The organism is Pantoea sp. S-LA4 (genome assembly GCF_054482835.1).
In genome coordinates, this window is sequence record NZ_JBTLRC010000004.1 from 148,679 (window position 1) to 167,803 (window position 19,125).

Here is a 19,125-nt window from a genome sequence, read left to right on the forward strand (position 1 = left end):
ACGGCAGCAAACAGGGCGGAGCTGTCGAAGGCTGCGAAAAAACGAGTGAGCAGTTGTGTTTGATGTCAACCAGAGAGGGTGTTTCAAAGACGTGAAGTGGTTGGGGTGTTGAACGTCCGCTATGAGCGATGAGCGGACGTTAATTTTAAAACTTTTAAGATCTACCCGCCGTGTTAACTGGGCATATTGATCATTGCGATAAGACAGCGAACCACTACCTCTGGAGTTTTATAGACATTTCCATGCAGCGCAGTTCAGCCTGCGCCAGGGCAGATGAATACATACTTTCCTGCAAAAGGTTTGAAACCATGCTTCTCATAAAAAGGCTGGGCATTAGGGGTTGAGGACAAAGTCAATTGCTCGAATCCACGTTCACGAGCTTCACTTTTGATGGCTTCAATAATCTGGCTACCTAACCCTTTACCTGTATATTGAGGTAACGTAAATACAGCCTCAACACTGCCTGAAGACAGATCAAGAAAGCCTGTAGCTCCCAGCCTGCCATCAGTGACATCAACAACGAAAAAAGGATTCGCTACAATGACGTTTCTGTAGCTTTCAGGCATATTTCCGGTGTCCAGGCTGCAATAACCGCATCATCATAACTGTTCTTACATCCGTAACGTATAGCCTGATTTCGAATGTTCCAGCATTCCTCTGCCTCCACAGGCACAGCAAGTCTGATCTTCATAGCTTTTCCTTGTACTTTTATTCTGCGAACCCCTTACATCTACCATAAAAGTTCTAAAGCATATCCATCGAATTTGAGTAAGGCGACAACGTCCGCTTCTGGCACATAGCGGACGAACTAATTGAGTTGGAGGTCCGCTGTGAGCGAAAAGCGGACATTGAGCGATTACACCGTCCCGTCATAAACGTTCGGTCATATTGCAGGAACAGAAAATGAAATTGGCCTAATATATGCACTTTTTCGAATATATAGTTGATCGTCAATCTTTACACAGCGATACTGCTTGTTGCTTCATACCTAGGAGTTGTCATGGTTCAGCTTAATCCTCTTCAGCTTTTCAAAGCGTTGTCTGACGAAACACGACTCAGTCTTGTGCTGTTACTGCGGGAAAAGGGAGAGCTTTGCGTCTGTGAACTCACATCCATTCTCAGGGAAGCTCAGCCAAAAATTTCCCGCCATCTTGCATTACTCCGAGACAGCGGCCTGCTTATCGACAGGCGTGACGGCAAATGGATTCATTACCGGCTATCACCACACATGCCCGCCTGGGCTGCAGTTGTAATTGAACAGGCTTATCTGTGTAAGCGGGATGACATTCTGCATCTCAGCCAGCAGGCTGAACGGGACAACGCAACGACTAACGGCAAGCCTGTTTGCATTTAAAATTTGACCATACATATATGAATTTTCGCATATATATTCTTGAGTTCGCTGTGCCCATTCTGACAGGTGCAGTATCAGAGGAGATAGTATGTTTCTGGCGGGTGCGATTTTTATTCTGACGCTGGTACTGGTTATCTGGCAGCCGAAAGGACTCAGTATTGGCTGGAGTGCCGTTATCGGGGCCGCGCTGGCTTTGCTGACCGGCGTGGTGCATATCGGTGATATTCCGGTTGTCTGGCAGATTGTCTGGAACGCCACGGCCACGTTTATTGCTGTGATCATCATCAGCCTGCTGTTGGATGAGTCCGGCTTTTTTGAATGGGCCGCGCTGCACGTTTCCCGCTGGGGAGGCGGCAGGGGCCGGCTGCTGTTCACGTATATCGTTCTGCTGGGTGCGGCAGTGGCGGCGCTGTTTGCCAATGACGGAGCTGCGCTAATTCTGACTCCGATCGTTATCGCCATGCTGCTGGCGCTGGGCTTCAGCCCCGGGGCCACGCTGGCGTTTGTGATGGCGGCCGGCTTTATCGCCGATACCTCCAGCCTGCCGCTCATCGTGTCAAACCTGGTCAACATCGTCACGGCAGACTTCTTTAAACTGGGTTTCAGCGAGTATGCCTCGGTGATGGTGCCGGTGAATATCGCGTCCGTGGCCGCCACGCTGGTGATGCTGCACCTGTTTTTCCGCAGGGACATCCCGGCCACTTACGACCTAGCGAAGCTGAAGGCGCCGCGTGAGGCCATTCGCGATGCGCGTACCTTTAAAACCGGCTGGATTGTTCTCATCCTGCTGCTGATCGGCTTCTTTGCCCTCGAACCACTCGGCGTGCCGGTCAGCCTTGTGGCCGCGGTGGCGGCGCTTATTCTCTGGCTGGTAGCCCGGAAAGGCAATGTGATTGATACCGGAAAGGTACTAAAAGGTGCGCCCTGGCAGATCGTTATCTTCTCGCTGGGCATGTACCTGGTGGTATACGGACTACGCAATGCTGGGCTGACTGATTACCTTTCTGCCGCCCTGAACCGGTTTGCAGAGCATGGCGTCTGGGGCGCAACGCTCGGCACCGGCTTTCTGACGGCGGCGCTTTCATCAGTCATGAACAACATGCCTACCGTGCTGGTTGGCGCGCTCTCCATTGACGGCAGCACCGCTCAGGGCGTGGTGAAGGAGGCGATGATTTACGCCAACATCATCGGCTGCGACCTCGGTCCGAAAATCACTCCTATCGGCAGCCTCGCTACCCTGCTGTGGCTGCACGTCCTGGCACAGAAAAATATTACCGTCAGCTGGGGCTACTACTTCCGCGTGGGCATCGTGATGACCCTGCCGGTACTGTTTGTGACGCTGGCTGCTCTGGCCCTGCGCCTGTCTGTTTAACCTTAATCCCGGTGCTGTGCCTGTGCAGCGCCTTTATGGAGTAACGCTCATGACTGACATTACCATTTACCACAATCCGGCCTGCGGGACGTCCCGCAATACCCTGACGCTTATCCGCAACAGCGGCACCGAGCCCACGGTGATTCTGTATCTGGAAACTCCGCCGTCGCGCGACGAGCTGAAAAAGCTGATTGCGGACATGGGCATTAGCGTGCGTGCCCTGCTGCGTAAAAATACCGATCCCTACGAGCAGCTCGGCCTGGCTGAAGACCGGTTCAGCGATGAAGAACTGCTCGATGCTATGCTGGCTCATCCGATCCTCATTAATCGTCCGGTGGTGGTGACGCCGCTGGGAACGAAGCTCTGCCGCCCCTCCGAAGTGGTTCTGGACATACTGCCGGACCCGCAGAAGGGAGCGTTTACCAAAGAGGACGGCGAAGCAGTCATTGATGAGCAAGGGAATCGCGTCACCCACTGATGTTTCCCTTGGCTGTGACAGGGAAAATGTGCAAAAGCCGGCAGATGCCGGCTTTTTTATATGCTGCGCTGGTTGACCCGCTCTGAGAGCTGCGCAGCGCTTTCTTTCCTTTCGCTGTAGCGATCGGTCAGGTAATTACTGCGTCCGCGCGTCAGTAGGGTGAATTTCATCAGCTCCTCCATTACATCAACAATGCGATCATAATAGGGAGAAGGCTTCATGCGACCGTCTTCCTCAAACTCAGCCCAGGCTTTTGCCACAGATGACTGATTCGGGATAGTGATCATACGCATCCAGCGGCCGAGGATTCGCATCTGGTTGACGACATTAAATGACTGCGAGCCGCCACTGACCTGCATGACGGCGAGAGTTTTTCCCTGAGAAGGCCGGACGGCTCCGGACGTCAGGGGTATCCAGTCGATCTGGGCCTTCATGATACCGGTCATGGCGCCGTGACGTTCCGGCGAGCACCAGACCATACCTTCCGACCAGAGAACCAGCTCGCGCAGTTCCACAACTTTCGGATGTGTTTCCGGGGCATCATCAGGCAGCGGCAAACCGGACGGATTAAAAATTTTCACCTCTGCGCCCATTCCCATCAGTACCCGGGCGGCTTCTTCCGTCGTCAGCCGGCTGTAAGAACGTTCCCGCAACGAGCCGTAAAGCATCAGAATACGGGGCGGATGTGCTACTTCTCTGGGACGCAGTTTCTCTTCCGTCATCGGCGCGTCCAGAAGTGTGGGGTCAATGTTTTTCAGGGTATCGTTCATGTTTTCCATAATGAGGCCTCTTCATGAGTCGTCGCGGATGACAGGCTGCCACTGCCGCCTGCGCAGCATTCTTCTGTCAGAAAGGCCATCAGCTGTTCAAGCTGCGCATAGCACGGTCTGCAAAACAGGGTGCGGCTCTGCCGTTCCTGGCTAATCAGGCCGGCGGACATAAGCGCAGAAAGGTGATGACTGAGCGTGGACGCCGGAATGCCGAGGCGCTTCTGCAGTTCGCCGACTGGCAGGCCATCATGGCCCGCCTTAACCAGCTCCCGATAAATGCCCAGGCGCGTCGGGTGTCCTAATTCTCGCAGTGCGTTTGCTGCTGTGTTTAAATCCATACATCCTCCATAACTATATTTCCAGAATAATGGAAATAATGATGAAGTCAAACAGGCGCGAAATCGTTGTATTTGAGCGATCGTTAAAGCTGAACGTCCGCTGCTGGCACTAAGCTGCCGTATAACTCATGCGATAAGACTTTTAAACGCCCTCAATGCACCAGCCTGTATCGTTATTGCTTATGTCTTTCAGTCCAGCTGCGTGACGCATACCTGTCCGCACACACAGGTAACTTAATGTTGTTTTTATTACTTACACTTTGCGAATTGGTCGCTGAAATTCATCGACAGAGTATACAGACCTGTGCGTATCTGTTGGTATTCACACATTTTTCAGGCTGGAGAAAATCAATATGACCAGTTTTACACTTTATGGCCGGGGTGAATCGGGAAACACTTATAAGGCGGCCTTGATGCTTAACCTGTGTGGCCTCCCATGGACTCCACATTTCGTCAATTTCTTTGATCATGCTTCGAAGGCTGAATTTTCCTCCCTGGTCAACGAGATGGGCGAGATACCGGTACTTGAGTTCGATGGACGACGTTTAAGCCAGTCTGGCGTAATTCTGCAATTTTTATCTGACTTTACAGGAAGATTTGGTGCTGAGAATGATATTGAACGCCTTGAGATCCTTCGCTGGATGTTGTTTGATAACCACAAATTCTCCAGTTATTACGCGACGCTGCGCATGATGGTCGGTCTCCGCAAAAGCGGCGAGTCAGAAGTCACAAAATTTCTGCGAATGCAGGCGGAAAATGCCTTTGCGATCGTAGAGCACCATTTGAAAGGTCGACAATTCATTGCCAGCAACAGACCTACGATCGCAGATATTTCCATGGCGGGTTACGTTTATTTCACAGAAGAAACAGGAATACATCTGGAAAGCTATCCTCAGACCCACGCCTGGACACGTCGGCTGTCAGCCTTACCGGGATGGGCTCATCCTTATGATCTTATGCCTCGCGCTATTAAAGAGGAAGCTAAATGAGCGTTTATCCATAAACCATAATTCGCATTGGCCCCGAATCAAGACATTTATGAAATGTTTGGCAATAAAACTGTACGTCAGGCAGGTAATGCCTGCACTAACAAAGGCCTGATATAAATAATCTTCTGAAAAAGCAGGAGTGACGAATAACTACTGCGATCAGCATCAGAGACTATCATATTTCAACTATCCGCTTCTGGCACGAAGCGGACCATGTATTCGTTCAGACTGAACAGTGTAACGTATCGTCTGATTCATCCAGAGTCGTAAATTATCTTTTTAGCTGTATATCCAATCCTTTTGGTCCCTGAACATAGCATTGAATATTCTTATGAATTTTCTGATACAGGCTGTAATCGCGACTTTTTTACTTTTCCATGTGCAATGAGGATGTACAGAACTCTCTAATCTGAGGGTTATATCGAACCGCTGAAAGCATCGCCATATATAGTGTTGCCCGCAGAGCAGCCCTGCCTCCCCAGATAGTCCTTTTATCGCGAAGCTGCCCGCTGTCTCTGTCATACGGGTATACACCAACCCCCGCTGAAATCTGCCTGCGCGTTAGCGCTCCTGGCTCAGGAAGCTGGCTCAGGATCCTGAGTTACTGGCCCAATGCCCTTAACTTTTTCAAGCATTTCTCGTTTTGGAGATAGCGCAGTATTCTGATTAAGCTGGTATTTTATTTCCCGGTCCAGAGTATCAATCTGTGAGTTAAGCCAGCCGATGTGCTCTGCAATACCCATCTCAATGCAGACCCCATTTCTTTCCTGCAGCCTGTTAGCTTCCATGACACGATTCTGTACCAGCTGACGCCGCCGGGTAAGAAGCAGTGCCAGATCCTGAAGCTCTTTGTCCCAGGCAGGTCTGAATTCCGGTTTCATACGACGACCCTATTCGCAGATTATCCTGGCATCGATAGAATCACTTTTTGCCACCGTTCCCATTGCCCGGGCAAAATTCTTTATCTGTCGCGGGTTAATGACAGCAACAGACATACCAGCTGAAATCAGCCCTGATTCAGCCAGAGAGTGATACCGGCTTGTCTCCTCCATGATAACGCCTGATATATGAAGGCCTTCCAACTCCGTCAGCAGCTGCCGAGCCGGAGCCGCGCCAGTCACCGAGGCGATCTGCCGTGCTTCACCCTAAGCATCAGCCCCGATTGACCCGCAGCCACCTCTAGTACAAGGTGTTTTTCAATCGTTCCGGCAGGGCTTGATCATAGGCTTTGCCATCAATTTCAGCGGCGGATAGCTGGCTCAGGATCGTGCCGGTGCTCGGCAGGCTCTGACGCGAAATCTGCACCGCAGGGTCCCACAATTTTGAGCGGATAATGGCGCGACTGCACTGGAAAAAGACGCTTTCAACGGTAATGCGCAGCACGGTTTTTGGCGATGGCTGATTGATGGAAAACCGTTCAATCAGCGCGGGATCGGTGCTGATTTGCGCACTGCCGTTGACCCGCAAGGTCTCGCCAATACCGGGAATCAGAAACAGCAGTGCAACCCGGTTGTCATGCAGAATGTTGCGCAGGCTATCGATGCGGTTATTGCCACGACGGTCAGGCAGCAGCAGCGAGCGGTCATCTTCAATCGCGATGAAACCCGCCGGATCGCCTCTGGGCGACACGTCCAGCCCGTCCGGACCGGACGTCGCCAGCGCCACAAACGACGCCGCCGCGATAAAGGGTCGGTAGGCCGGATGAATATGATCGGTGACTTTCATCAGGGAAGGTCTGGCAACCGCACCATAAATCCGTTCAAGTTCGGCTACTTCGGTAATTACTGTGGTCGCATCAGCCATCTTTTCCACCTCCGTTGCACTCTTATGTTCGCGCGGCCCAGGCTACAGATTACGGCGCGCCACGTCTCTGCGCTATAAACAACAGGGATTAACCGGCCGATTGCGAAAGAGTGTAAGTAACCGTGAGCGAAGCCTTTTATAAAAATACCGTCTTGATATAAAAACAGCAAAGCGTGTCAGTTGTTCGCAGAACCAGAATAAAAAACAAAATCAGAGGGGATGCTAAATGGTAAAAAAAACCACACCAGAGCAGCGGCGTGAATTAGGGGCATTTTTAATCAGCCGGCGGGCAAGGCTAGACCCACAGGCATTTGGTCTGCCGAAAGGGACCCGACGCACGCCAGGCCTGCGCCGGGAAGAGGTCGCTATTCTGGCCGGGGTCAGCGTCAGCTGGTATACCTGGCTCGAACAGGGGAGAGAAATCAAGCCATCTGCCGATGCGCTGCAGCGGATTGCCAAAGTCTTAAAACTCAACCGCATCGAATCATCCCATCTTTTTGCGCTTTCGCCCCGCGAAGAACCGGTGGCGCGACAGGCTGATACCGGCGTCAGTGAAGGGCTTGAAAGGCTGGTCAGAGCCATCGATCCGATACCGGCCTACGTTCGCAATACCCGACTCGATATCCTCGCCTGGAATGATGCGATTGCCGATCTGTTTATCGATTATGGTTCGCTGAAGCCGCACGAACGTAATACGCTGCGGCTGCTTTTTCTCTATCAGCCCTACCGGACGCTGATCCTTGACTGGGAACAGATGTCGCGCGGCATGATTTCCGTTTTTCGCGCCTCAAGGGCCCACGCACAAAATAAAGCCCCTTTTGATGCGCTGATCAAAGAGCTCTCCGAAAACTCAGCGGAGTTTCACGAATGGTGGCAGGACACCGAAGTGATGGGCATGAGCGAAGGCAGTAAGCGGCTGATGCATCCGACCTCCGGACACATCGAATTTACCTACGTCGCCTTAACACCGGAAGGCAGACCCGACCTCTCACTGGTGACCTATATCCCCCGACACGTTGCCAGTGACTCGCAGTAATAGGATAACAAGACGCCTTCCTGGGCTGATTTGAGATGCCTAAGATGGATTCAAGGCAGCACAATCGCGCTGCATTAAATCTCTCAGGAGGCAGTGAACATGACATCTCAATCAGCCACACCCGATACATCTTCAGCCACATTGGCAGTATCCCGTAATCCCGCGACCGACGAGTTGATTGCCCGCTACGCCGGACAGACGGCAGCGCAGATTGAAAGCCTGCTGGAACAAAACTCTGCGGCTTTCCGCATCTGGCGTGCCACACCGATGCGTGAGCGTGTCGCTGCTTACCGTCGTCTCGCCGCGCTGTTACGTGAACGTTCAGACACGCTGGCGGCAATCATCACCGCAGAGATGGGTAAAACCCTGACCGCGGCCCGTGCAGAAGTAGAGAAATGCGCCGTCACCATTGAGTGGATTGCGGAAAATGGCCCGGCGCTGCTGGCTGACGAACCGGTTGCCGTCGAAAACGATGATCGGGTCTATGTTTCCTGGCTGCCAATCGGTTCCGTGCTGGCGGTGATGCCGTGGAACTTTCCGCTGTGGCAGGTTATCCGCGCATCGGGTCCGATTATGCTCTCCGGTAATGGCTTCATCCTGAAACACGCGCCCAACGTCATGGGATCGGCTTATGCACTGCAGGAGGTTTATGAAAGCGCAGGCTTCCCGGCAGGGCTGTTCACCAATCTGGTTGCCGACAACGAAACGGTTGCACGGGTCATTGAAGATGATCGTGTTGCAGCGGTGACCTTAACCGGCAGTCTGCGGGCCGGTTCTGCGGTTGCGGCTATTGCGGGCCGGGCGCTGAAAAAAAGCCTGCTTGAGCTGGGCGGTTCGGATGCGTTTATCGTACTGGCCGATGCCAATATCGATCGGGCGGTGAAGGCGGCGGTTGAGGCACGTTTCCAGAATGCCGGGCAGGTCTGTCTGGCTGCGAAGCGGTTCATTCTGGAAGCACCGATTGCTGATGAGTTTACCCGCAAGTTCGTCAGGGCGGTCAGTGAGCTGAAAGTGGGCGATCCGCGGGACCCGCAGACCCAGGTAGGACCGATGGCCAGAAAAGATCTGCGTGATGAACTGCATGATCAGGTCGAACGCACCCTGGCCGCTGGCGCCACGCTGCTGCTGGGTGGCAGAAAACTGGAAGGGAGCGGCAACTTTTATGCTCCGACGGTGCTGGCTGATGTGGTGCCGGGTATGGCGGCCTTTGATGAGGAAACCTTTGGGCCTGTTGCGGCCATCTCGGTGGCGAAAAATGCTGAACATGCCATTGAACTGGCGAACAACAGTGATTATGGGCTGGGTGGCAATCTCTGGACCGGCGACATCACGCGAGGACAACGGCTGGCTCGCCGTATGGAAACCGGCGGGGTGTTTATTAATGGCTTCTCCGCAACCAACGCCCGCATTCCTGTTGGTGGCGTGAAAAAGAGCGGCTACGGTCGGGAACTCTCCCATTTCGGTCTGCGCGAATTTACCAATGCTCAGGCGGTCTGGGCGAAAGATCCGCTCTGATCGGGCTTTCCTGAAAGGCACGCTGACGCCAACCAACGCCGTATCGGGTCAGGCGCGCCGTGCGAACACACAACGTTAAAAACGGGTTGATGATCATAAGGCCGATAAGACGAAACCGTCACGGCCTGGAGAGGTCACGCCCTGAAAACAAATCTGAAACGGATAAGGTGAATAAAATGTTTAATAAATCAATGGTCTCTATCGCGTTAGGTCTGGTTATGTCTCTCTATGCTGCTACCTCAGTAGCGGAACCGGTAAAAAATATTGTGCTGGTACACGGTGCGTTTGTTGATGGATCTGGCTGGAATCCGATTGCCAGAATGCTGGGTAAAGCGGGCTATAACGTCTCTATCGTGCAGGAGCCGCAGACCTCACTGGCGGATGACGTCGCCGCGACCCGACGCGTACTGAAAATGCAGACCGGTAAAACGCTGCTGGTGGGACACAGCTACGGTGGGATGATCATCAGCGATGCGGGTAACGATCCTTCTGTCGCGGGACTGGTCTACATTGCGGCGATGGAGCCCGATGCAGGCGATTCATTACTGAGCCTGGCAAAAAAATATCCGCCCGCTGCGCACTCTATCGCCGAAACGGACGATCATTTCCTCTATCTGCAACCCGCCTCTTTCCACGCTGATTTTGCCGCCGATTTACCGGTAAAAGAAACGGACCTGCTGGCGCGCTCTCAGGTGATGCCTGCGGTAGCGGCATTCAGTGCGGCGGCTGGCGCACCGGCATGGAAAACCAAACCAAGCTGGGCGGTCGTTGCCACTGAGGATCGGGCAATCAATCCTGAACTGGAACGCTTTATGGCGAAGCGTGCCAACAGCAAGGTGACCGAATTGAAAGGTAACCACGCTATTTATGCTTCACAACCGAAAAAGATTGCCGCCATTATCGAAGACGCCGCAAAAACGTTATCTCACTAATTGCCGTTATAACCAGCAGAAGCAGGGATCACTCTGCTTCTGCTGGGGCATTTTAGTGTGCCGATACGCCTCTGCTTTACCGCCAAAGCGATCCTCTGTTGAGCGCAGCGGGCATCAATCACCGGCCCGGATTGCCGGCTTTCGCTGATGCCACGGAAATGCACGCTCCAGCTGACCAGCAAGACTGAACAACAGCCCTTCCTGATTGAAACCGGCCAAAAATTGCATCCCCATCGGCAGGTTATTCACCGGATTGAAACCCAATGGCACCGACATGGCTGGCGTGCCGCAGACATTAGCCAGCGCGGTAAAGGGCGACTGATCGAAGACGTGATGCATCCAGCCGCGTCCATCCAGCTGTTGCTGGTGACGATGATATTCCCCCAGCAGAGCGGGAGAGGCTGGCAAAACCGGCGTCAGTAACAGATCGTATTGCTGATAAAACTGCGCCATTTTCTGCGTGACGCTGTTACGCATCTGCATTGCGGTGATCATATCGGTGGCGGTAAGTGCATGACCCAGTCGCCACAACGCCAGATTTGTCGGCTCCAGCGTATCGTCATTTACCGGTCTGTTCATCGCTGAGGCCAGCGCATCGATCCATGCCGCGGTATTGGCTGCCCAGAATCGCGCGTTCATCTCAACGAATGCGTCCCAGCTGCCGATCTCCAGCGACACCTCTTCAACCTGATGGCCCAGCGAAATCAGCTGCCCGACAGTCTGTTGCAGCGCCTCAACCACCTGCGGCTCACTGCGTGCGCCATTAAGCGGATGTGCCATCACCCCGATTCTTAGCGGGTTGGGGTCCTGCCCGACACAGGCGCGCAGACTCGGCGCAGCAGAGGCGATAATAAAGGGATCGCCCGCCTGGTTGCCCTGTACCGCATCCAGCAGCGCTGCATTATCGCGCACCGTCCGGCTGATAAAACCCTGCACCGCCAGCCCGGACCAGACTTCATCCACGTCCGGTCCCATGCTGATGCGCCCGCGGCTGGGCTTTAAGCCGAACAGTCCATTCGCTGACGCCGGTACGCGAATCGATCCTCCGCCGTCCGTTGCGTGCGCGGCCGGCACCATACCGGCAGCAACGGCTGCCGCCGAACCGCCGCTTGAGCCGCCAGCACTGAAGGCGGGATTCCACGGATTCGCGGTGGCGCCGTGAAATTGCGATTCGGTCGTAGTGCTGGTAGCGAGTTCAGGCGTCGTGGTGCGGCCGAGTAACATCAGACCGGCGCGCCGCATTCGCTGTGCGAGATGGGAATCGTGAGGGGAGAGGTAGCCTGCCGCCAGCCGGCTACCCAGTTCGTTGCGTTGTCCTTTGACAGCAATGCCCAGATCTTTTACCAGCATCGGGACACCCTGAAACGGCCCTTGCGGCTGGCTCTCTTCCTGCTGCCAGACTTCAATGACGGCATTGATCCTGCCGTTAACCTTGTTGATCGCGTTCACTGCGACCTCTTTAACTTCTGCGGCAGTTATCTCGCCCTGGGCAATCAATCGGGCGAGATCAGTGGCATCACAGGCGATATAGTCTGAAATTTTCATAGGATTCCGGTTAGTCAGGCAAGACCAGCAGCAGGCACGCGTGTATACTGGTTAGTATCAAATGATACCGATTGGTATCGTATTATACTAACCAGTATCGCTGCAAGGGGGATTTATGCCGAGAGAGACTCAGCCGCGACTGCCGCCGCGAGAACGCATTCTTCAGGCGGCTGAAACGCTTTTTTATCAGGACGGTATTAACCGTGTGACGGTAGATGCCATTGCAGAGAGAGCCGAATCCACCAAGATGACGCTGTATCGTCATTTTTCCTCCAAAGAATCCCTGGTGCTGGCGTGGATCGAATTATTGATAGAGGACTACAGTCAGGTTTTTGATCGGCTTGAAGCGCAGACTCCTGGCGATCCGGCAGCGCAGATTCTGGGATTTGGTCAGTTTATTGTCGGCAATCTCAGCGGATCGCTAAAGCGAGGCTGCCCGTTTACCAATACGCTGGCTGAAACCACCGGCCAGTATCCCGAGGTCAGAGAGGCTATTTTTGCGCATAAGCAGCGGCAATTTCATCGGCTGGTGGCGCTGTGTGCCCGTGCAGGTGCCAGCCAGCCGGAGGCGCAGGCAAAAGAGATCACCCTGATGCTGGAAGGTTTACAGGTGGTCGCCCAGAACAGTGGATTTGAAGGCGCGGCGGATTACGTACTCGAAAAGCTAGCTGCGATGCTCAGGCAGCTCTGACTGACGGTGCGCGTCATCATCACCCTGCAAACCCCGGCATGGCGTAGCGGCGGCTTACCGTGCTGACTTTTTGCATCCTGCGATCCTCAGGCCAGGCAGACATCGCCTCTGATTAACCGCAAAACATCTTCTCCAGACCAACAACGGCGGCGTTAAACCTGACTGCCTGAAAAAAAGTTTAGAATCGGGCTGTGACCGGGAAATCAGCCATCTTTTTTCCCGTCGCTCTGCTGAACCCTGCACCATGAACCTGGCCGCACGCTGATTTGTTCGCTTAACGGGCGAGAATCGATAAAAGAGTGACTACCGCTTGTTGAAAGCAATCAGTGCCAGAGATAATTAAAGTCACCAGGCTATCTCCCTGAGCCTTCATGCCCTGGCTCTCGTTTCCCTGATTTACACTGGACGGATTGTGCCGGTCCGTTAATAACGATTTAAATCAAAGGCACCCGCAGCGGTGGATATTTTCGAAATAGCGTCTATAGCAATTAATCCTGATTAACAATTTACTAACGATCGGGTTGATGGAATAAAATTCCACCAGTTGAGAATGGGTTTTTTATAAGCGAAGCCACAGAATGACTTTATTGATAAATGTGATGAAGATCACATATCGCACATTTTGCAAATTTATACAGCCAGTCGACTTCTTGTATAAATAAATTTTTCAACCCATTGATTTTGATGATGGGTTTATTTTTCTGTAATATTAAAAACTATTAAAATATGCCGCTGGGCTTTGTTTTGGCATTAAATATTTATCTTGATAATATCCGATTGAGAATTAGTATTTAATTCCAGTGGGTGATTGGTTTATTAATTCTTTTTATTGGTAAATAGAGATGAGGTGAGGCTATGCAACAACGGCGGCGTGGTGGTTCGGGCAACTTTGCGGAAAATCCAGAGCGGGCGCGTGAAGCGGGACGTAAAGGCGGACAGATCAGTGGGGGAAACTTCAAAAATAATCCAGAGCGGGCTGTTGAAGCGGGACGGCTGGGTGGAAAAATAAGCCGCAGGCCACCTTCAGAAAAAGCGGCCGGCTGAGAGTAAAGGTCGGATGAGTAACCGCTGGTCGCTTAATTCAATTTTCTGCCTGATTAGCTGAGTAATAGCGCATGCAAAAAACGGGGTTGTGTTTTGCTTTTTTGCATGGCTGGAAAGCAGTGGCGATTATTTAATCGTGTTGAGGTAACTATGCGAGATAATAATAGTGAGCTGCTATCTCAATTTTTAGAGAAAATGAATCTCAGTGACGAAAACGTCGTACGGTCACTGATTATCGGCTCTATTGTCTGTGAATTAATGCGCTCGGATAAGGTCATTAATCGTAAAGCTATTTGCTGTAAATTAGTCAAACGTCTTGAGCTTTGTGAAAGCATGGAAGAGGAAAGGATCTATTACCGTGCTATTCGTATGCTATTTGGCCGGCAGTAATTTAACCCATTGATCTCGTGAGTTACAGGTTATGCCGTTATCTAACGGAGAGCGATCCAGTAAAACTCACGTCTTCTGTGGTGGAAGGATATCGTGGTGTGATTTTTACGCAACGCTTCGCGTTCAGCCCGTCAAGACGGGCTTTTTTTTATTTATCACTGATGAGGGATTTCGTAATTGAGAGGGCGGCGTGGGTCATGATCTCCCTGCCGCGCTCGTCTGATGCTGCCATCCTTATCCCGTCACGCTTTGCCGCGGTATCGGACAGCGTCAACAAAGGCAACAAAAGCAGAAGAGGTATGACGGCGGTTGGGATAATAGAGGTGGAACCCTTCAAATGTCGGGCTCCAGTCAGCCAGCACCTCCACCAGATTTCCTTGTTCAATATGCGGCTTAGCCATGGATTCCGGTACATAAGCCAGGCCGATGCCGTCCAGTGCGCCATTCAGAACATGGACAATGCTGTTGGAGATCAGCGGTCCGTTTACCCGAATATTCAGTTTCCTTCCCGCTTTCTCAAACTCCCAGGCATAAATACTGCCGACCGGGGAGTGACGAATATTGATGCAACGGTGATGAGCCAGATCCTGCGGGATAACCGGTACGGGATGGGTGTTAAAGTAATCGGGCGTACCGACTACCGACAGACGCCAGTCCGGGCCCATGCGCACCGCGATCATATCCTTACTGATCGATTCGCCCAGCCTGATGCCCGCATCAAATCGCTCAGACACGATGTTGGTAAAACCGTAGTCAATACAGATTTCAACGTTGATATCCGGATACTTCTCCAGGAATGCCGGGAGCATTGGCCGTAATAAACCTTCGGCGGCATCATCTGAACAGGTAATACGAATATTCCCCACCGGGGTATCGCGTAATTCGCCGATGCGCTCAATTTCATCATTGATTTGTTCAAATAACGGCGCGACCGCGTTCAGCAATCTTTCACCGGCTTCGGTGGGGGCGACATTGCGGGTAGTCCGCGCCAGTAGCCGGACCCCGATCCGTTGTTCAAGATTACGGATGGTGTGACTTAACGCAGAAGGGCTGACGCCGAGCCCTGCGGCGGCTTTAGTAAAACTTTTTTCGCGCGCTACCGCGATAAACGCCTGAATATCGTTCATAAGATCCTGTCTTTATTTGTGACGACTATTCACAAGTCGTTGCAGATTATCGGATCTGAGTGCCAGCTGCCATCACCCTGCTATTTAAACGGGGCTGGATCGCTCCGTTAAACCGGCCGCACTGAGCGTGTTGATTCCGGTCAGTCGCAGCTGTTCGGCGGCGGTCAGAATGATTTGAGAAATCCTTTCATCAGGGCATTGCGCCTTATACGATTAATGATTCCGCTCATTTTTGCCAGCATAACAAACCCGCCGTTTTACCTTATTTAGCGCATTCCCTGTCGCCGTTACGGTATTTAACCAAAAGCGCTGAAGGCCAGCGGGTATCAGGCGGACGCGTGATCAAGGCAGATGGCACTCTTTTCAGCGATTAATGGGCTGCCGTTCTGCGTGCCGTAGCCCGGTCGGCTACCTATTGATGAATTTATCTCACAATTGCATCCCGTTTACCGCTATTAATCAAAACATTCCTTCCGGGATAAAATCGCTGACGTCTTTGCATAGCAGGAATGAACATGTCTTCAGTTAACCTTCACGCGGCTGCTGCCGCGCAACCTCACCGTGCTGCCTGGGGTGCCATTTTTTCGATGGCGCTGGGCGTGGTGGTACTCATCGCCTCAGAATTTATGCCGGTCAGCTTGCTGACGCCCATTGCCAGCGATCTCAGCATCAGTCAGGGACAGGCAGGCCAGGCAATCTCGATCAGCGGCTTTTTTGCCGTGCTCACCAGCCTGCTTAATACCCCGTTAACCGGTCAGCGCGACCGTAAAAAGGTGCTGGTAACCTTTACGCTGTTACTGGCGCTTTCTGGTCTGGTGGTGACCTTCGCCGTAAATGGCGTCATGTTTATGCTGGGGCGTGCGCTGCTGGGCGTTGCTATTGGAGGATTCTGGTCGATGTCCACCGCTACGGTGATGCGGCTGGTTCCACGCCACTCGGTGGCTAAAGGGCTGGCGCTGATCAATGGCGGTAACGCGCTGGCGGCCACGGTTGCGGCACCGCTCGGCAGTTTTCTCGGGCAGTATATTGGCTGGCGTGGTGTCTTTTTTATGGTGGTGCCGCTGGCGCTGGTCGCTTTTATCTGGCAATGGCGCAGCATTCCTTCTCTATCAGGTGCCACGACAAAGGTTACGGCATCCCCACTGCGGTTACTGCGACATCCGCATGTCGCATTGGGAATGACCGGCATTATGTTTCTGTTCATGGGGCAGTTCAGCATCTTTACCTATCTGCGCCCCTTTATGGAGTCGGTAACCGGTGCCAGCGTGGATGCGCTCTCATTGATATTGCTGCTGCTGGGTGCCGCCGGTCTGGTGGGAACCTGGTTTATCGGGCGCCTGCTGGCGCACCGCCTGTTTATCTGGCTGGTGGTGATCCCGCTGGCGATGGCGCTGATTGGCGGTCTGCTGATCGTGGAGGGGCACTCCCTGTGGGGAACGGGCCTGCTGTTAACGCTGTGGGGATTAATTGCCACGCCAGCGCCCGTCGCCTGGGGATTGTGGCTCAGCCGCGCGCTGCCGGGAGAGGCTGAAGCGGGCGGCGGATTAATGGTGGCAGTGATCCAGCTGGCGATCACGCTGGGTGCCAGCCTCGGTGGTCAGCTCTTCGACGCGGCTGGCTGGTGGAGCCCGTTTGCCTTTGGCGTGGTGATCCTGCTGTTCTCTGCGCTGTTTGCCGTGCTGGCCGCTCGCCGTGGCCTGGCTGTGCAGGGCCAGCAGCAGCCTGCGTAGCGCTGACGAACCGGTCCGGCAGTGGGTCCGCCGCCGGGCCGTGATCTCAGCGCGCTAACCCAAACCGTGCCGTTGCGTCACCTCATCGCAAGAGAACGTCTGAGCACGCGACAACCGTTCTGAATGGTTTAACCCCGGTCAGTAAGGAGCCGTATGAAGAAACTCACCGTCATGGCGCTTGCACTTGCGCTCTCCATCTCAGCCGTTTCCGCTCAGGAAAAGGAAGCATCGTTGACGCTGTCCCACAGCGGCGATAAACCCTCGGTTAAGGGACCCGCTAATACCTTCACCGGCGCAGTGCGAATTGATGCGCCTTTCCAGGCAAGCGCACCTGCGCGGGTCAGTGGAGCTACCGTGATCTTTGAGCCAGCAGCCCGCACCGCATGGCATACCCATCCTCTGGGTCAGACGCTGATTGTGACCGCTGGCGCGGGTCGGGTGCAGGCATGGGGAGAGCCGGTGCGCGAAATCCGGCCGGGCGATATCGTCTGGATTCCGGCTGGCGTCAAACACTGGCACGGAGCCACTCCGCATCAAGGCCTGTCTCATATCGCCATCGCGGAAGCGCTGGATGGCAGGGTAGTGAACTGGCTGGAGAAGGTCAGCGATGAGCAGTATGGCGCAGCAGGCAAATCGTAAGAGACAACATGATGATTAAACAGATGAATACCGCACTGATACTCTGCATGGCTCTGGCCCCGTCGCTGGGTGCGGCGGAAGCCAGCCCGGAGGCTGAACGGAAAAAAATCGAGGTACAGATGCAGAAACAGACCGAGCCACTCTCCCTGCAACAGAAGAATATCGCGACCCTCGCCGCCTGGGCTGCCACAGGCGATCTGACCGGACTGAACGCGGCGCTGAATCGCGCTCTGGATGAGGGTCTGACCCTGAGTGACTGCCGTGAGGTGCTGGTGCAGCTTTATGCCTATGCCGGTTTTCCGCGCAGTCTTAATGCGCTGGGTGAACTGATGAAAGTCACAGAAGCCCGGCGACAACAGGGCAAACAGGATGCGCCAGGTCGTGAGCCAGGACCGATTCCGACGCCGGAGGCGATGCCTGCCGCCGGTAAACGCAACCAGACAGCGCTGGTTGGCAGCCCGGTAGCCGGACCCCTGTTTGACTTCGCGCCGGTGATGAACGATTACCTACAGTCACACCTGTTCGGGGATATTTTTGAGCGCGATAACCTGAGCTGGAAAAATCGCGAACTGGCAACGGTCGGCACGCTGGCCGCCCTGGAAGGGGTGGAACCACAGCTAAAAGCGCACCTCGGCATCAGCCTGAATGTCGGACTGAGCAGGGATCAGCTGCGAGAGCTGGTGCCGGTTTTCAGGCAGCAGGGCGCGCGCGGCTGGGCCGATCGTCTTGAGGCGGCGCTCGATTCTGTGGAACAGAAATAACGGATAAGCGCCGGAGCGGGCTCCGGCGCTTATGTCAGGGGAAACGCGCTGTGGTTTAGGGTGACAACGTCACGCTAATTTTCGCCGCTTTCATCCCCGCATGCTGCTCCAGCGTTTCGGGATGGGCTATCCGGCCAATCCGCGTGTAGCGATAAGAGGTCTGAAAAGATCGATAAAATAACACCAGGGTATGGGTGCCATACAGCATGACATCCCCGGCGTTGATCTCGCCCGTAACAACCGGGCCGACCGGTAACGAGAAGGTGAGATCGGTGAACTTTTCATTCCCGTTCAGCTCATGCATTTCCACGCTAAGCGGCAGCTGTTTCATCAACGCGCGTGATGCCGCATTATCGGCCGGAACAAGCGTGAAAGGTTGTTGATCAATACGCATTGTTATCATTTTCTCTTCCGGTGCCGCTGTCGCGGCTACCGCCTTAGGCTGGACGAATCCGGATGTCGCGAAACTCAGCAAACCGAGCGTCACTAATCTGAGGGGTAATCGCATCTCTGACTCCCTTTAGGAACCGAAATCCGCCGCTGAACCTGGCTTAACCGCTGTTCAGCGACAGAGGCCGCTGCCGCGAGACGGCAGGTGACGCTACGCATGA

General features: G+C 53.8%; 22 protein-coding genes and 1 pseudogene. 13 read left to right on the top strand and 10 right to left on the bottom strand.

The window, feature by feature from the left end:
• Positions 1 to 214: 214 nt before the first annotated feature.
• Positions 215 to 691, bottom strand: a pseudogene (locus ACX3P5_RS21265) (GNAT family N-acetyltransferase).
• Between the two features lie 309 nt (positions 692 to 1,000).
• Here ACX3P5_RS21265 and ACX3P5_RS21270 point away from each other — a divergent pair.
• From ACX3P5_RS21270 to arsC, 3 genes are all read left to right on the top strand, one after another.
• Positions 1,001 to 1,354 carry a metalloregulator ArsR/SmtB family transcription factor gene (locus tag ACX3P5_RS21270; RefSeq protein ID WP_458969323.1) on the top strand — a complete coding sequence of 118 codons (354 nt, stop codon included), beginning with the start codon at positions 1,001 to 1,003 and terminating at the stop codon, positions 1,352 to 1,354.
• Positions 1,355 to 1,442: 88 nt separating this feature from the next.
• Positions 1,443 to 2,726: an arsenic transporter gene (locus ACX3P5_RS21275; protein ID WP_458969324.1), complete on the top strand. Its 1,284-nt coding sequence runs from the start codon at positions 1,443 to 1,445 to the stop codon at positions 2,724 to 2,726.
• 49 nt (positions 2,727 to 2,775) lie between these two features.
• Entirely contained in the window at positions 2,776 to 3,204 is a 429-nt protein-coding gene (gene arsC / locus ACX3P5_RS21280; RefSeq protein WP_458969325.1) for a glutaredoxin-dependent arsenate reductase, read from the top strand.
• Positions 3,205 to 3,260: 56 nt separating this feature from the next.
• On the opposite strand, the gene arsH is transcribed toward arsC, so the two are convergent.
• Together arsH and ACX3P5_RS21290 are read right to left on the bottom strand one after the other, a co-directional pair.
• Entirely contained in the window at positions 3,261 to 3,983 is a 723-nt protein-coding gene (gene arsH / locus ACX3P5_RS21285) for an arsenical resistance protein ArsH (protein ID WP_458969326.1), read from the bottom strand.
• On the bottom strand, positions 3,971 to 4,312 hold the full coding sequence (locus tag ACX3P5_RS21290) for an ArsR/SmtB family transcription factor (protein WP_458969327.1): 342 nt from the start codon (positions 4,310 to 4,312) through the stop codon (positions 3,971 to 3,973). Before ACX3P5_RS21290 ends, arsH begins: the two co-directional genes overlap by 13 nt.
• A gap of 353 nt (positions 4,313 to 4,665) precedes the next feature.
• Between ACX3P5_RS21290 and ACX3P5_RS21295 the strand changes: the two genes are divergently transcribed.
• Positions 4,666 to 5,301: a glutathione S-transferase family protein gene (locus ACX3P5_RS21295; RefSeq protein ID WP_458969328.1), complete on the top strand. Its 636-nt coding sequence runs from the start codon at positions 4,666 to 4,668 to the stop codon at positions 5,299 to 5,301.
• Between the two features lie 367 nt (positions 5,302 to 5,668).
• Here the strand turns inward: ACX3P5_RS21295 and ACX3P5_RS21300 are convergent, their stop codons facing one another.
• From ACX3P5_RS21300 to ACX3P5_RS21315, 4 genes are read right to left on the bottom strand one after another with little or no spacing between them, the layout of a single operon-like run.
• Positions 5,669 to 5,896, bottom strand: a complete 228-nt coding sequence (locus tag ACX3P5_RS21300; RefSeq protein WP_458969474.1) for a transposase — start codon at positions 5,894 to 5,896, stop codon at positions 5,669 to 5,671.
• Positions 5,877 to 6,182, bottom strand: a complete 306-nt coding sequence (locus ACX3P5_RS21305; RefSeq protein ID WP_458969329.1) for a hypothetical protein — start codon at positions 6,180 to 6,182, stop codon at positions 5,877 to 5,879. Before ACX3P5_RS21305 ends, ACX3P5_RS21300 begins: the two co-directional genes overlap by 20 nt.
• Positions 6,183 to 6,191: 9 nt before the next feature.
• Positions 6,192 to 6,422, bottom strand: a complete 231-nt coding sequence (locus tag ACX3P5_RS21310; protein WP_458969330.1) for an IS110 family transposase — start codon at positions 6,420 to 6,422, stop codon at positions 6,192 to 6,194.
• Between the two features lie 58 nt (positions 6,423 to 6,480).
• Entirely contained in the window at positions 6,481 to 7,104 is a 624-nt protein-coding gene (locus ACX3P5_RS21315) for a pyridoxamine 5'-phosphate oxidase family protein (protein WP_458969331.1), read from the bottom strand.
• Positions 7,105 to 7,330: 226 nt separating this feature from the next.
• Here ACX3P5_RS21315 and ACX3P5_RS21320 point away from each other — a divergent pair, with 226 nt between their 5' ends.
• The 3 genes from ACX3P5_RS21320 (at position 7,331) to ACX3P5_RS21330 (ending at position 10,587) form a co-directional block, all read left to right on the top strand.
• The gene (locus ACX3P5_RS21320) at positions 7,331 to 8,140 is read left to right on the top strand and encodes a helix-turn-helix transcriptional regulator (protein WP_233988379.1); all 810 of its coding nucleotides are present in this window, start codon (positions 7,331 to 7,333) and stop codon (positions 8,138 to 8,140) included.
• A 99-nt stretch (positions 8,141 to 8,239) separates the two neighbouring features.
• Entirely contained in the window at positions 8,240 to 9,655 is a 1,416-nt protein-coding gene (locus tag ACX3P5_RS21325; RefSeq protein WP_458969332.1) for an NAD-dependent succinate-semialdehyde dehydrogenase, read from the top strand.
• A 176-nt stretch (positions 9,656 to 9,831) separates the two neighbouring features.
• Positions 9,832 to 10,587 carry an alpha/beta hydrolase gene (locus ACX3P5_RS21330; protein WP_336756045.1) on the top strand — a complete coding sequence of 252 codons (756 nt, stop codon included), beginning with the start codon at positions 9,832 to 9,834 and terminating at the stop codon, positions 10,585 to 10,587.
• 114 nt (positions 10,588 to 10,701) lie between these two features.
• On the opposite strand, the gene ACX3P5_RS21335 is transcribed toward ACX3P5_RS21330, so the two are convergent.
• A complete protein-coding gene (locus ACX3P5_RS21335) occupies positions 10,702 to 12,132 on the bottom strand; it encodes an amidase (protein ID WP_458969333.1) in 1,431 nt (476 codons plus the stop codon).
• A 115-nt stretch (positions 12,133 to 12,247) separates the two neighbouring features.
• Between ACX3P5_RS21335 and ACX3P5_RS21340 the strand changes: the two genes are divergently transcribed.
• The 3 genes from ACX3P5_RS21340 to ACX3P5_RS21350 all read left to right on the top strand — a co-directional run bounded on the left by ACX3P5_RS21340 (position 12,248) and on the right by ACX3P5_RS21350 (position 14,257).
• A complete protein-coding gene (locus ACX3P5_RS21340) occupies positions 12,248 to 12,823 on the top strand; it encodes a TetR/AcrR family transcriptional regulator (protein ID WP_233988375.1) in 576 nt (191 codons plus the stop codon).
• An 855-nt stretch (positions 12,824 to 13,678) separates the two neighbouring features.
• Positions 13,679 to 13,867, top strand: coding sequence for a con-10 family general stress protein (locus ACX3P5_RS21345; RefSeq protein ID WP_233988374.1), 189 nt, complete (start codon positions 13,679 to 13,681; stop codon positions 13,865 to 13,867).
• A 195-nt stretch (positions 13,868 to 14,062) separates the two neighbouring features.
• A complete protein-coding gene (locus ACX3P5_RS21350) occupies positions 14,063 to 14,257 on the top strand; it encodes a biofilm development regulator YmgB/AriR family protein (RefSeq protein WP_458969475.1) in 195 nt (64 codons plus the stop codon).
• Between the two features lie 242 nt (positions 14,258 to 14,499).
• On the opposite strand, the gene ACX3P5_RS21355 is transcribed toward ACX3P5_RS21350, so the two are convergent.
• Positions 14,500 to 15,384, bottom strand: a complete 885-nt coding sequence (locus ACX3P5_RS21355) for a LysR family transcriptional regulator (protein WP_233988373.1) — start codon at positions 15,382 to 15,384, stop codon at positions 14,500 to 14,502.
• Between the two features lie 515 nt (positions 15,385 to 15,899).
• Here ACX3P5_RS21355 and ACX3P5_RS21360 point away from each other — a divergent pair.
• The 3 genes from ACX3P5_RS21360 (at position 15,900) to ACX3P5_RS21370 (ending at position 18,514) form a co-directional block, all read left to right on the top strand.
• The gene (locus tag ACX3P5_RS21360) at positions 15,900 to 17,114 is read left to right on the top strand and encodes an MFS transporter (protein WP_458969334.1); all 1,215 of its coding nucleotides are present in this window, start codon (positions 15,900 to 15,902) and stop codon (positions 17,112 to 17,114) included.
• Between the two features lie 153 nt (positions 17,115 to 17,267).
• On the top strand, positions 17,268 to 17,753 hold the full coding sequence (locus tag ACX3P5_RS21365; protein WP_458969335.1) for a (R)-mandelonitrile lyase: 486 nt from the start codon (positions 17,268 to 17,270) through the stop codon (positions 17,751 to 17,753).
• Positions 17,754 to 17,761: 8 nt separating this feature from the next.
• Positions 17,762 to 18,514, top strand: a complete 753-nt coding sequence (locus ACX3P5_RS21370; protein ID WP_262287713.1) for a carboxymuconolactone decarboxylase family protein — start codon at positions 17,762 to 17,764, stop codon at positions 18,512 to 18,514.
• A gap of 55 nt (positions 18,515 to 18,569) precedes the next feature.
• Here ACX3P5_RS21370 and ACX3P5_RS21375 read toward each other — a convergent pair whose 3' ends face one another.
• Positions 18,570 to 19,022, bottom strand: a complete 453-nt coding sequence (locus ACX3P5_RS21375) for a cyclophilin-like fold protein (protein WP_458969336.1) — start codon at positions 19,020 to 19,022, stop codon at positions 18,570 to 18,572.
• Positions 19,023 to 19,125 lie beyond the last annotated feature (103 nt).